The sequence below is a fragment of the Nocardiopsis sp. TNDT3 genome, assembly GCF_003427465.1.
Taxonomy (GTDB): Bacteria; Actinomycetota; Actinomycetes; order Streptosporangiales; family Streptosporangiaceae; genus Nocardiopsis; species Nocardiopsis dassonvillei.
The window spans coordinates 1-13,218 of sequence record NZ_QPFC01001042.1 but is presented as its reverse complement, the minus strand read 5'-3'; the positions used below and the strand labels follow the sequence as shown (position 1 = coordinate 13,218).

At 71.3% G+C, this 13,218-nt stretch carries 10 protein-coding genes; 7 read left to right on the top strand and 3 right to left on the bottom strand.

Going from position 1 to position 13,218, the window contains the following annotated elements:
- Positions 1-89 precede the first annotated feature (89 nt).
- Positions 90-1,337, bottom strand: a complete 1,248-nt coding sequence (locus tag DQW06_RS23555) for an ABC transporter substrate-binding protein (protein WP_013152008.1) — start codon at positions 1,335-1,337, stop codon at positions 90-92.
- Positions 1,338-1,863: 526 nt separating this feature from the next.
- Complete coding sequence (locus DQW06_RS23550) at positions 1,864-2,292, bottom strand: hotdog fold thioesterase (protein WP_013152009.1); 429 nt, start codon at positions 2,290-2,292, stop codon at positions 1,864-1,866.
- A gap of 134 nt (positions 2,293-2,426) precedes the next feature.
- Here DQW06_RS23550 and polA point away from each other — a divergent pair, with 134 nt between their 5' ends.
- The 5 genes from polA to coaE all read left to right on the top strand — a co-directional run bounded on the left by polA (position 2,427) and on the right by coaE (position 8,951).
- Positions 2,427-5,213, top strand: coding sequence for a DNA polymerase I (gene polA, locus DQW06_RS23545; RefSeq protein WP_071621637.1), 2,787 nt, complete (start codon positions 2,427-2,429; stop codon positions 5,211-5,213).
- A 45-nt stretch (positions 5,214-5,258) separates the two neighbouring features.
- Complete coding sequence (gene arfB / locus DQW06_RS23540; RefSeq protein ID WP_019610210.1) at positions 5,259-5,702, top strand: alternative ribosome rescue aminoacyl-tRNA hydrolase ArfB; 444 nt, start codon at positions 5,259-5,261, stop codon at positions 5,700-5,702.
- A gap of 429 nt (positions 5,703-6,131) precedes the next feature.
- Positions 6,132-7,622 (top strand): 30S ribosomal protein S1, encoded by a 1,491-nt coding sequence (rpsA, locus tag DQW06_RS23535; protein ID WP_013152012.1) that lies wholly within the window; start codon positions 6,132-6,134, stop codon positions 7,620-7,622.
- A gap of 159 nt (positions 7,623-7,781) precedes the next feature.
- Positions 7,782-8,300 carry a GNAT family N-acetyltransferase gene (locus DQW06_RS23530; RefSeq protein ID WP_013152013.1) on the top strand — a complete coding sequence of 173 codons (519 nt, stop codon included), beginning with the start codon at positions 7,782-7,784 and terminating at the stop codon, positions 8,298-8,300.
- 48 nt (positions 8,301-8,348) lie between these two features.
- Positions 8,349-8,951 carry a dephospho-CoA kinase gene (coaE, locus tag DQW06_RS23525; protein ID WP_013152014.1) on the top strand — a complete coding sequence of 201 codons (603 nt, stop codon included), beginning with the start codon at positions 8,349-8,351 and terminating at the stop codon, positions 8,949-8,951.
- Positions 8,952-9,109: 158 nt separating this feature from the next.
- Here coaE and DQW06_RS23520 read toward each other — a convergent pair whose 3' ends face one another.
- Positions 9,110-10,102, bottom strand: a complete 993-nt coding sequence (locus DQW06_RS23520) for a hypothetical protein (RefSeq protein WP_232051640.1) — start codon at positions 10,100-10,102, stop codon at positions 9,110-9,112.
- 263 nt (positions 10,103-10,365) lie between these two features.
- Here DQW06_RS23520 and uvrB point away from each other — a divergent pair, with 263 nt between their 5' ends.
- Together uvrB and DQW06_RS23510 are read left to right on the top strand one after the other, a co-directional pair.
- Positions 10,366-12,465 carry an excinuclease ABC subunit UvrB gene (uvrB, locus tag DQW06_RS23515; RefSeq protein WP_013152016.1) on the top strand — a complete coding sequence of 700 codons (2,100 nt, stop codon included), beginning with the start codon at positions 10,366-10,368 and terminating at the stop codon, positions 12,463-12,465.
- Positions 12,466-12,647: 182 nt separating this feature from the next.
- Positions 12,648-13,100: a DUF3060 domain-containing protein gene (locus DQW06_RS23510; protein ID WP_013152017.1), complete on the top strand. Its 453-nt coding sequence runs from the start codon at positions 12,648-12,650 to the stop codon at positions 13,098-13,100.
- Positions 13,101-13,218: the final 118 nt, after the last annotated feature.

Below are 13,218 nucleotides of genomic sequence, written 5' to 3'. Positions count from 1 at the left end.
CCCCGGGAGAACCCGCTCCCGGGGCGCCGCTTCGCGTGTGTCGTCAGGGACCGGGCCGTGTGCGGCGGGGCCGCCACGAGCCGTTGCCGCTACTCCTCCAGGGAGTGCTCCTCGTAGGCCAGGATCTCGTGGCCGTCCTCCCCGTAGTGGAAGATCTCGAAGGTGGCGGCGGTCGGGTCGCCGTTGTCGTTGAAGTCGATGTTGCCGCTGACGCCCTGGTAGTTGATCTCCTCACCGTCGGCCAGCAGGTCGCGGCACTCCTCGAAGGTGCCGCACTCGGTGCCCTCGGGACGGCTGACGTTGGGCAGCTCGGCGACGTACTCGGACGGGTTCACGCTGCCCGCGGCCTCGGCGGCCAGGGCGATCACGGTGACGCAGTCGTAGACCTGCGGGGCGAACTGGAAGACCTCCAGCTCCTCGTTGAAGCTGGTCAGGCCCTCGGTGAACTCGGGGTTGTCCGCGCTCGGGGCGATACCGGTGATGCCGGTGACGCTCTCGGGGCTGTCGGCGCTGACGGTCTCGCCCAGGTTCGGGTCGTTGAGGCCGTCGGTGACGTAGAGCTGCTCGCCCTCGGTGCCGCCCTCCAGGAGCTGGGCGATGACCTGCGCGCCCTCCTCGAAGGCGATGAGCGCGACGGCGTCCGGCTCCTCGGTGGTGACGCTGTTGACGACCGAGTCGAAGGTGGTGGCCAGCGGGTCGTAGGTCTCGTTGACCACGACCTGGGCGCCCAGGTTCTCCAGCTCCGTCTGGAGGGCGCCCGCGTAGCCGCCGCCGTAGTCGTCGGCGCGCGCGACGATGGCGATGTTCTGGTTGCCGTTCTCGACCATCGTGCGGGCCATCACGACCGCGGAGAGCAGGTCGCTCGGCGCGGTGCGGAAGTAGTAGCCGTTGTCCTCGATCTCGCTCAGCTCGGCGGCGGTGTTGGAGCCCGAGCACTGGACGATCTCGGCACCGGTGATGGTGTCGTAGGTCGCCTGGGTCATGCCGGAGGCCGCGGCGCCGATGACGGCGTTCACCTGGTCGGAGACGAGGTTGTTGGCGGCCTCGTTGGCCTGGGCGTTGTCGCCCGCCTCGTCGCCCTCGACGATGGCGGGGACCTCGGTGCCGAGGATGCCGCCCGCGGCGTTGATCTCGGAGATCGCGTACTCGGCGGCCGTGATCTGGGGCGGGCCGAGGAAGGCGAGGTTGCCGGTCTGCGGGTAGAGGATGCCGTAGGTGAACTCTTCACCGCCCTCACCGCCGCCGCCTCCCTCTCCCCCGTCGCTGCCACACGCGGTCAGGCCGAGGACGAGGGCCGCGGTTGCGGCAGTGAGGCCTAGGACCTTCTTGCTAGCCATGATCGTGGTCACTCCGTTCAACCGGCGAAGCACGTGCTGCGCGGGGCAGCCGTGCCATGAGCATGCGCGTCCTGAATGTCCGTGATGTGTGGCATGACTTAATCAGGAGCGTTAGCGGAGCTTAATCATGAAAGTTCTGGCGCGGAAAGGACGGAAGGGGCGTTGGTGCCGACTCGCCGTCAGGCTGTTATGGCTCTGTAGTCATCATTGACATCCGGCGTTTCGTCTCTGTACAGATCACAGCTTTCCGTGCTCGGGGGGTAGCGAAGTGTCGCGGTGATCAGGCATGACGCGGCCCGGCCGTCAAGGGCGGCGGCCGGGCCGGAGGAAAGCCGCAGGCGTACTACACGCGGGTGTGAAGCGGTCCTTCCTTAAAACGAGAAAACCCTTGACCGCTATACGCCGAGCAGAAGGGACGGCCACCCCTGAGGGACCCGCCCGCAGTGCCCGCCCCGGAACCGCCGTCAGCGGCTCCGGGACACGACCGCGGACGCGCCGGAGCGCTCCCCGGAGGCCGGACCCGCTACTACGCCCCCGGCAGTTCGCGCAGCATGCACGTGAGCCGGGAGGTGCACACCTTCCGGCCCCCGTCGTCGGTGATGGTGATGTCCCACGTGGCCAGCGTCCGGCCCAGGTGCACGGGCGTGGCCACACCGGTCACGTGCCCCTCGGTGGCCGAGCGGTGGTGCGTGGCGTTGATCTCGATACCGACCGCGACCTTGCCGAACCGGGAGGCGTGGGCCGTGGCGCCGATCGACCCCAGGGTCTCGGCCAGCACGCACGACGCGCCGCCGTGCAGCAGCCCGAACGGCTGGACGTTGCCCTCCACCGGCATCCGGCCCACCACGCGCTCGGCGGACGCCTCCGTCACCTCGATGCCCATGCGCTCGCCCAGGCCGCCCGCGAGCGCGCCCGTGCCGAGCATCCGCCGCATCGCCTCGGAGTCCGTCGTCATGTGCCCTCCGCCTCCTCGGGGCCCCGCCGCGGCCGGGCCCGGGCCGCGCCGGACCGGGGCGGAGTCCACGCCGTCGTGTCACTGCCCTCGCGGTATGGCCGCGAAGTGTCTCCGTCGCATCCTAGGATTCACCTGTGGTGACCAAGCGAGAGACCCCCGACCAGACAACCCGGAGCGGCGACGGCGGCAGGCGCCCCCGGCTCCTCCTCCTGGACGGCCACTCGATGGCCTTCCGCGCGTTCTTCGCGCTCCCGGTGGACAAGTTCGGCACGAGTACCGGGCAGTCGACCAACGCCGTGTACGGCTTCGCGTCGATGCTGGTCAAGCTGCTGCGCGACGAGGAGCCCACCCACGTCGCGGTGGCCTGGGACCTGTCCGGCCCCACCTTCCGGCACGAGGAGTACGCCGAGTACAAGGACGGCCGCTCCGACACCCCGCCGGAGTTCCCCTCCCAGGTGCCGCTCACCCAGGACCTGATGCGGCTGATCGGCGTCGCCAACCTGTCCGCCCCGGGGTTCGAGGCCGACGACGTCATCGCCACCCTGGCCCACCAGGGCGGCGAGGCCGGGATGGAGGTGCTCATCGCCTCCGGCGACCGCGACGCCTTCCAGCTGGTCACCGACTCCTGCACGGTCCTGTACCCGGGCAAGAGCCTGTCGGACCTGCGGCGGATGGACCCCGCGGCGGTCGAGGACAAGTACGGGGTCACCCCCGAGCGCTACCGCGACCTGGCCGCGCTGGTGGGGGAGAAGGCCGACAACCTGCCCGGCGTGCCGGGCGTGGGCCCCAAGACCGCCGCCAAGTGGATCACCAAGTACGGGTCCCTGGACGAGCTGGTCGCCCACGCCGACGAGCTCACCGGCAAGGCGGGGCAGAGCTTCCGCGACCACCTGGACGACGTCCTGCGCAACCAGCGGCTCAACCGGCTGGCCACGGACGTGGAGCTGGACGCGGAGGTCACCGCCCTGGCCCTGGGCGAGGCCGACCGCACCGGGATCGACGCGCTCTTCGACAACCTGGAGTTCGCCTCCAACCTGCGCGAGCGCCTCTACGCCGTCGTCCGCCTGCCCGAGGACGGCTCCGGGGAGACGGGGACCGAGGCGGTCGAGGGCTTCCGCGTCGAACTGACCGTGGCCGGGACCGGCGAGCTGGCCCCCTGGCTGGCCGCGCACGCCGCCCCCGACGACGCGGCCTCCGACACCCTCACGCCCACCGCCCCCGCCGGACTGGCCCTGGACGGCGCCTGGGGACAGGGCACCGGCCGGGTGGACGCGCTGGCGATCAGCGTGCCCTCCGGCGACGCCGTGTTCGTCGACCCCACCGCCCTGGACCCCGCCGACACCGAGGCGCTGGCGGACTTCCTGGCCGACCCCCGCCGCCCCAAGGCCGTGCACGAGTACAAGGGCGCCCTGCTGGCCCTGGGCGCGCACGGGTGGGAGCTGGGCGGGGTGGTCAGCGACACCGCCCTGGCCGCCTACCTGGTCCAGCCGGGACAGCGCCGCTTCGACCTGGCCGACCTGTGCCGCAAGTACCTGGGCCGGGAGCTGGAGGAGGACTCCTCCGGCGACCAGCTCACCCTGGACCTGGGCGGCGAGGACGGGGCGGGCTCGGGCCGCCAGCACCTGCTGGCCGTGCGCGCGAGCGCCACCCGCGACCTGGCCGGGGTGCTCTCCGCCGAACTCGACAAGCGCGGCGGCACCCACCTGCTGCACGAGGTCGAGCTGCCGCTGGTGGACGTGCTGGCGCGCCTGGAACGCGCGGGGATCGCCGCCGACCGCCCCTACCTGGAGGAGCTCCAGGGCGAGTTCGCCGCGGCGGGCCGGGTCGCGGTGGAGCGCGCGCACGAGATCGTGGGCCGCGAGTTCAACCTCGGCTCGCCCAAGCAGCTCCAGCAGGTGCTGTTCGAGGACCTGGGCCTGCCCAGGACCAAGAAGATCAAGACGGGCTACACCACCGACGCCGACGCGCTGGCGTGGCTGGCCTCCCAGACCGACAACGAGCTGCCCGCGGTCCTTCTCCACCACCGCGACCAGACCAAGCTGCGCACCACGGTCGAGGGGCTGATCAAGACCGTCGCCGACGACGGCCGCATCCACACCACCTTCAACCAGACGGTGGCGGCGACCGGGCGCCTGAGCTCCACCGACCCCAACCTCCAGAACATCCCCGTGCGCACCGACGTGGGGCGGCGCATCCGCCGCGCGTTCGTCGTGGGGGAGGGCTACGAGGAGCTGCTCACCGCCGACTACAGCCAGATCGAGCTGCGCATCATGGCGCACCTGTCGGGCGAGCAGGCGCTGATCGACGCCTTCAACAGCGGCTACGACTTCCACGCGCAGATGGCCGCGCAGATCTTCGACGTCGAGGTCGAGCAGGTGGACGGCGAGGCGCGGTCCAGGATCAAGGCCATGAGCTACGGCCTGGCCTACGGGCTGAGCGCCTACGGCCTCTCCCAGCAGCTGGGGATCACGCCGGAGGAGTCCAAGCGCCTCATGGAGGACTACTTCGCCGAGTTCGGCGGGGTGCGCGACTACCTCAACGCCGTGGTCGAGGAGGCCCGCCGGGTCGGCTACACCGAGACCATCCTGGGGCGGCGCCGCTACCTGCCCGACCTGACCAGCGACAACCGCCAGCGCCGGGAGATGGCCGAGCGGATGGCGCTCAACGCGCCGATCCAGGGGTCGGCCGCCGACATCATCAAGGTGGCCATGCTCCGGGTGGACGCGGCCCTCACCGGGGGCGGGCTCACCTCGCGGGTCCTGCTCCAGGTGCACGACGAACTCGTGGTGGAGGTCGCTCCCGGCGAGCGCGCGGAGGTCGAAAACATCGTGGCGCGCGAGATGAGCTCCGCCTATGATCTGCGTGTGCCGCTGGCCGTCTCGGTCGGCAGCGGCCAGAACTGGCACGACGCCGCGCACTGAACAGGGGCCGCGCGCGGCCCGCGCACGACGGAAGGGTGGGGGACGGTGACGACACGGAGCACGGCCGACGAGGGGCTGAGCGCGGGTCCGGTCACCGTCCCCGCCGACGCCCTCACGTGGCGCTTCTCACGCTCCTCGGGGCCCGGCGGCCAGCACGTCAACACCTCCGACACCCGGGTGTCGCTGTCGTTGGACGTGGCGGCCTGCCCCGGCCTCGGCGGCACGCGGCGCCAGCGCGCGCTGGAGCGGCTCCGGGGGCGCCTGGTCGGGGACGTGCTCACGGTCACGGTGCAGACCCACCGCTCGCAGGCGCGCAACCGGGCCGAGGCCCGGGAGCGGATGGCCGCCCTGCTGGAGGAGGCGATCGCGCCGCCCGCCCGCGAGCGCCGCGCGACCCGTCCGAGCCGCAGGGCCAAGCAGCGCCGCCTGGACGCCAAGAAGCAACGGAGCGCCATCAAACGGTCACGCTCCAAACCTCCCACGGACTGACCGTAACCGGCCCTTCGCACTTTTTCCTCCGGGGTTCGCTCCGGTGCCCCCGACCGCCGGCGCGACCGTCCCACGGGGACGAAACCCCCGTTCGGACGTGGGTCTACCCCCCAGTTGATCTTGACCGCCATGCTCGGGTAAATTGCCGCCATTGCGACCTACGCCGGGTTGGCTGCCCTGGGTTCCGATTGACCAGGACGCCCTTGTCTCATATTCTGGCGGGAGCGTTGTGGGTTCCTGCGTGCGTCCGCTGTCTCCGGTGAGGGTCGGCGCGACCGCGCCGCTCCGGTCGACACCCTGCACCTGGCGATTGGTGTCCAGGCGGTTCATCGCCGCCTCGGCTCCGCTCCTCGGACGACGGATCGACGGGTTCGAACCCGCGATGTGACCATCTTTCTGAATCTGTCCGTATCCGGAGTCCACCCACACATGACGAGCAGCACCGAGGCCACCTCGACACCCCAGGTAGCGGTCAACGACATCGGGTCCGAGGAAGCCTTCCTCGCGGCGATCGACGAGACCATCAAGTACTTCAACGACGGTGACATTGTCGAGGGCACCATCGTGAAGGTCGATCGAGACGAGGTCTTGCTCGACATCGGCTACAAGACCGAGGGTGTGATTCCCTCACGGGAACTCTCGATCAAGCACGACGTCGACCCCGGCGAGGTCGTTGCCGTCGGTGACCAGGTCGAGGCCCTCGTCCTCCAGAAGGAGGACAAGGAAGGCCGCCTGATCCTGTCCAAGAAGCGCGCCCAGTACGAGCGCGCCTGGGGCACGATCGAGAAGATCAAGGAGGAGGACGGCGTCGTCACCGGCACCGTCATCGAGGTCGTCAAGGGCGGCCTCATCCTCGACATCGGTCTGCGCGGCTTCCTGCCCGCCTCCCTGGTCGAGATGCGCCGTGTGCGCGACCTGCAGCCCTACGTCGGCCGCGAGCTCGAGGCGAAGATCATCGAGCTGGACAAGAACCGCAACAACGTGGTCCTGTCCCGCCGCGCCTGGCTGGAGCAGACCCAGTCCGAGGTCCGCCAGACCTTCCTCAACACCCTCCAGAAGGGCCAGATCCGCAAGGGTGTGGTCTCCTCGATCGTCAACTTCGGTGCGTTCGTGGACCTGGGCGGCGTCGACGGTCTGGTGCACGTCTCCGAGCTGTCCTGGAAGCACATCGACCACCCGAGCGAGGTCGTCGAGGTCGGCCAGGAGGTCACCGTCGAGGTTCTCGACGTGGACATGGAGCGCGAGCGCGTCTCCCTGTCGCTCAAGGCGACCCAGGAAGACCCGTGGCAGCAGTTCGCCCGGACCCACCAGATCGGCCAGGTCGTCCCCGGCAAGGTCACCAAGCTGGTTCCGTTCGGTGCGTTCGTGCGCGTCGAGGAGGGCATCGAGGGCCTGGTCCACATCTCCGAGCTGGCCGAGCGCCACGTCGAGGTGCCCGAGCAGGTCGTCCAGGTCGGCACCGAGATCTTCGTCAAGATCATCGACATCGACCTCGACCGCCGCCGCATCAGCCTCTCGCTGAAGCAGGCCAACGAGAGCGTCTCGCCGGACCAGGTGGACTTCGACCCCACCCTCTACGGCATGGCCGCGGAGTACGACGAGCAGGGCAACTACAAGTACCCCGAGGGCTTCGACGCGGACAGCGGCGAGTGGCTCGAGGGCTTCGAGGCCCAGCGCGACGAGTGGGAGCGCAGCTACGCCGAGGCCCAGGCCCGGTTCGAGGCGCACCGCAAGCAGGTCGAGGAGGCGCGCGCGGCCGAGGCCGACGCCGCCAACGCTCCTGCCCCGGCGGAGGAGGACGACTACACCGGTGGCGGACAGAGCAGCAGCTCGTCCGGCTCGGAGTCCTCCAGCGGCGCCCTGGCCTCCGACGAGGCCCTGGCCGCCCTGCGCGAGAAGCTCGCGGGTGGCGAGGCCTAAACAGCCTCCGAGGACACGCTGAGAAGCTGTTCGGGCCGTCCCCTCTCCGGAGGGGGCGGCCCTTCGCCGTGCCCGGCCCCGGCCGGGTTTCGCGGCGCCGGCGGTGCCGGGGGCTAGGCTCGTGGCGTGCCCCCGACGTAGGGGCCCTCAGGAGGAGACGTGTTCGACATCCACCCGGCCGCCCCCGCCGACGCGGGCGAGGTCTTCACCCTCCAGCGCGCGGCGTTCGTCGACGAGGCCCAGGCCTTCGGCGACCCGTTCGTGCTGGCCCTCACTGAGAGCCTGGAGAGGGTGGAGAGACTTCTGGGGCAGGAGGACACCCTCATGCTCAAGGCGGTCGCCGGAACCCGCCTGGTCGGCTCGGTGCGGGCGCGGGTGATGGGCACCAGCGCGGTGGTCTCCCGCCTGGCGGTCGTGCCCGACCTGCGCCGCCGGGGGATCGCGCGGGCGCTGCTCGCCGACCTGGAGGGCCGCCTGCGCGAGCGGCACCCCGACCTGGCCGCGCTCACCCTGTCCGCGGGGGCCCAGGACACCGGTCAGCAGCGCCTCTACCGCGGCCTGGGGTACGCCGAGACCTCCCGCGAGCGCGTCGCCGAGCACCTGGTCATGGTGCACATGCGCAAGGAGCTCACCCCGGCCGGAGCGCGCGCGGACGGCGCCGCCCGGGCCGCGCGGTAGGCGGGGGCGCCATGACGCGGACGCGGGCGGCCGTCTAGGGTTTCCCACATGCTCACAGTGGGACTCACCGGCGGGATCGGCTCGGGCAAGAGCGCGGTCGCGGCCGAACTGGCCGCCTACGGCGCCACCGTGGTCGATGCCGACGCCATCGCCCGGGAGGTCGTCGAACCCGGCACACCGGGCCTGGAGGCCGTCGTCGCCGAGTTCGGCGATCGGGTGCTCACCCCCGACGGTCGGCTGGACCGGCCCCGGCTCGGGGAGATCGTCTTCGCCGACGAGGCCAGCCTGACCAGGCTCAACGCCATCGTGCACCCCCTGGTGGGCGAGCGCAGCGCCCAGCTCATGGAGGAGGCCGTGGCCTCCGGCGTGGAGGTGGTGGTCTACGACGTCCCGCTGCTGGTGGAGAACGGCCTGGGACCGCTCTACGACCTGGTGGTCGTGGTGGACGCCCCCGACGCGGTGCGGGTGGAGCGGGTCACGGCCAACCGCGGCATGCCGCGCGAGCAGGTGGAGGCCCGCATCCGCGCGCAGGCCGACCGGGACACCCGCCTGGCCGCCGCCGACCTGGTGGTGGACAACTCCGGCACCCGCGAGGAGCTGACGGAGCGGGTGGCCGGACTCTGGCGCGAACTCCTCGAACGCGCCCGGTAACGCGCCCTCGCCGACCCCGCCGGAGGACCGGCGGCGTCCACCCCCGACCACCTCCACGGCCTGCCCGGCGGGTCCCCGCGCCGCCCGGCCCGCGCGTCGGCGGATCGGCCCGGGGCCGCCTGCGACGCGGTCCCGTCGGCCTGGCGCCGCATCGCCCGTCACTCCCGTCCGCGGTCGCGGTGCAGGACCTCGGACAGGGACGACCCGGCGGCCACGGCCTCGCGCACCAGCTCCTCGCGGACCGAGTGCGCGGCCTCCACACTGAGGAGGCTGTCGTCGATCTCCTGGGGGCGCACCCGCTCCTGCGCGGAGAACAGGGCCAGGTCGGCGTAGTCCCCGGCGCGGTCGGCGATCTCCTGGCACTGCTCCCACTCGCGGTGCGCGGTCACCGCCGCGTGCACCCGGTCGCCGTAACCGGTCAGCACCCCGACCCGTCCGTCGAGCGCCTCGGTGGCGCGGGCCACCGCCTCCTCCTGCGGTTGCAGGGCCCGGGTGACCTGTTCGGACACGGCCTCGCGCCTGCGCACCAGCAGTTCCCTGCGCAGGGAGCGCAGCCTCAGCAGCTCCTGGGCCAGCTTCCACTCCTCCTCGCGCAGCAGCGGCAGGGTCTGGGCGGCGTCGAAGGAGTCGCCGAGCACCCGCACGCCCTCCTCCACCCGGTCGGTGGCCTGCTGGAGTGCGGCGAACAGGTGGGCCTCGGGCTCCTCGGTGCGGGAGGCGTAGCCGTGGGTGCGGCCGAAGTCCTGGGGCAGCACGTACCGGTCGGCGTACTCCGAGGCCAGGCGGGCTACCATGCCGGGCCGCAGGATGGCCCCGGCGCCGCCCGCGGCGGCGGCCAGGTAGAGGGCGGCGGTCGCGGGGTCGCCGGGGACGGCGGCGCCGACCGGCCCGAGCGCCTGGTCGAGCAGCATCCGGGCGCCCAGGACGCCCACGGTGGAGGCGGGCAGGGCCCAGAAGGCGTGCATGACCAGGTCGGCCCAGTCGTCGGTGAAGGAGCCCCTGAGCGAGGCCAGGCCGAGGACGGCCGCGGTCGTCCCCAGACAGAGCAGCGCCACCAGGACGGCTACCGCGGCCGGGGAGAGCAGGGCGACGGCGGCCAGGGTGGTGCACCCCGCGGCCGTGACCGCGGCGCCCTGGCGCCAGGTGGGCACGCGCCGAGGACGGGCCGCGGCCGGGAGCAGTCTCTCGGGATGGGCCTTCATACGCGCGACCGCGCGTGGGGGGAGGCCCGGGTCGAAGGTCGGTCTGGAGGGGTGTGACACGGCTGCCACCTCGCTTCGGACGCAGAGCGCTGGTCTCGATGGTAACTCCGCGCCCTCGGCCGGGAAGGGATGTCCTAGGGGCTCTGTAGCGTTAGGGGTGAGGGACACGCGGGCAGCGGGGGCGGCCCGCCTTCGACGGGAGAAGAGGCGACGTGCGACCGGTCAGCGACATCAAACGCAGCGAGGCGCCCTTCGAGGTGATCTCGGAGATGACCCCGGCGGGGGACCAGCCGGGCGCGATCGCCGAGATCAGCAGGAGGGTGCGGGACGGGGAGCCGCACACGGTGCTGCTCGGCGCGACCGGCACCGGCAAGACGGCGACCGTGGCGTGGACGGTGGAGCAGCTCCAGCGGCCCACCCTGGTGATGCAGCCCAACAAGACCCTGGCGGCGCAGTTCGCCAACGAGCTGCGCCAGATGCTGCCCAACAACGCCGTCGAGTACTTCGTGTCGTACTACGACTACTACCAGCCCGAGGCCTACGTCCCGCAGAGCGACACCTTCATCGAGAAGGACTCCTCCATCAACGACGAGGTCGAGCGGCTGCGCCACTCGGCCACCAACTCGCTGCTCACGCGCCGGGACACGATCGTGGTCGCCTCGGTCTCGTGCATCTACGGTCTGGGCACCCCGCAGGAGTACGTGGACCGGATGGCGCAGCTGGCGGTGGGCATGGAGGTCGACCGCGACGACCTGCTGCGCCGCCTGGTGGAGATGCAGTACTCCCGCAACGACACCGCGTTCACGCGAGGCACGTTCCGGGTGCGGGGCGACACCATCGAGATCATCCCGGTCTACGAGGAGCTGGCGATCCGCATCGAGATGTTCGGTGACGAGGTCGAGCGCCTGCTGACCCTGCACCCGCTCACCGGCGAGGTGCTGGGCGAGAGCCGGGAGATGTTCATCTTCCCCGCCTCGCACTACGTGGCCGGCGAGGAGCGCACCGAGCGGGCGATCGCCACCATCGAGGCGGAACTGGGCGAGCGGCTGGCCGAGCTGGAGGCCCAGGGCAAGCTGCTGGAGGCGCAGCGCCTGCGCATGCGCACCACCCACGACCTGGAGATGATGCGCCAGCTGGGCACCTGCTCGGGCATCGAGAACTACTCCCGGCACTTCGACGGCCGTGAGCCGGGCAGCCCGCCCAACACGCTCCTGGACTACTTCCCCGAGGACTTCCTGCTGGTGCTGGACGAGTCCCACGTGACCGTCCCGCAGATCGGCGCGATGTACGAGGGCGACGCCGCGCGCAAGCGCACCCTGGTCGAGCACGGGTTCCGGCTCCCCTCGGCGCTGGACAACCGGCCGCTGAAGTGGGAGGAGTTCACCGAGCGCATCGGGCAGAGCGTCTACCTGTCGGCGACGCCGGGCCGTTACGAGCTGCGCCAGGGCGGCGGGGAGGTGGTCGAGCAGGTCATCCGTCCCACCGGGCTGGTGGACCCCGAGGTGCTGGTCAAGCCGACCGACGGGCAGATCGACGACCTGGTCCACGAGATCCGGGTGCGCGCCGAGCGCGACGAGCGGGTACTGGTCACCACGCTCACCAAGAAGATGTCCGAGGACCTCACCGACTACTTCACCGAACTCGGCATCCGGGTGCGCTACCTGCACAGCGAGGTGGACACGCTGCGCCGCGTGGAGCTGCTGCGCGAGCTGCGGGTGGGCGAGTTCGACGTGCTGGTGGGCATCAACCTGCTGCGCGAGGGCCTGGACCTGCCCGAGGTGTCGCTGGTGGCGATCCTGGACGCGGACAAGGAGGGCTTCCTGCGCTCGGAGACCTCGCTGATCCAGACGATCGGGCGCGCGGCGCGCAACGTCGCGGGCCAGGTGCACATGTACGCCGACAACGTCACCGACTCCATGCGGGCGGCCATCGACGAGACCAACCGGCGCCGGGACAAGCAGCTGGCCTACAACGCCGAGCACGGGATCGACCCCACGCCGCTGCGCAAGCAGATCGCCGACATCCTGGACACGCTCAACCGCGAGGACGTGGACACCGAGGAGCTCATGGCCACCGGGTACCGCAGTTCGGGGGGCAGGGGCGGCCGGGCGCCGGTGCCCGCGCTGGGCGAGCGTTCGGCGGACGTGTCCGCCATGCCGCGCGCGGAGCTGGCCGGGCTCATCGAGCAGCTGAGCGAGCAGATGCACCAGGCGGCCACCGACCTCCAGTTCGAGCTGGCGGCCCGGTTGCGCGACGAGATCGGCGAACTCAAACGTGAGCTCCGCGGCATGGACGCGGCCGGGGTGAAGTGACGCGAGTGCCTGTGGATTAACGTTTCCAGCTCTGGGAACACCGGGATCGGGGCGGCACTCACATCTCGAAACAGAAACTTTTTGAGAACGGTGAGGTCGCACAGTTACCTCCGCGTGACATACTCTTGGCTTCGCGCAAGCCGTATGTCGCAATTGCCGGTTATCCGGTTGTGGGGGAGAACATGAGAGTTCGGCTTCTCGTGGCCGCGGGTGGCGGCCTGCTGATCACCGGCCTCCTTCCCGGCTGTGGTCTGGCCTTCGGGCACGAGGACGTCGAGCCGCCCAACGGCGCCCCGGGCACCGAGGGCGCCTCCGACGGGGGCGAGCCCGACATGCCCAAGCACAACGTCAGCACCGAGGACGTGCTCATCGTCGTCGACGACGGCGCCGAGGTGAGCGAGGACTGCGGGGAGCGCGAGGTCGTGGTCACCGCGGACGACGCCGTCGTCGTGCTGCACGGAGACTGCGGGCTGGTGCGCGCCACCGGTCGCGGGTCCACCGTCGACGTGGGCTCGGCGGACAAGATCGTGCTGGTCGGCGTGGACAACAGGATCTCCTTCGCCTCCGGCGAGCCCGAGGTGATCAACCACGGGCGCAACACCACCGTGGCCGAGGGCGGCACCGCGCAGCGGTGATCCCGCGGGCGCCGCGCGCCGGGAGGCCCGCGCGGGGGGATCCGTGTCGGGGCGTTGACCGCCCCGGCACCCGAGAGTGACCTTCGATCCGTTACGGTGGTGCGCGTCCGTGCGCGTC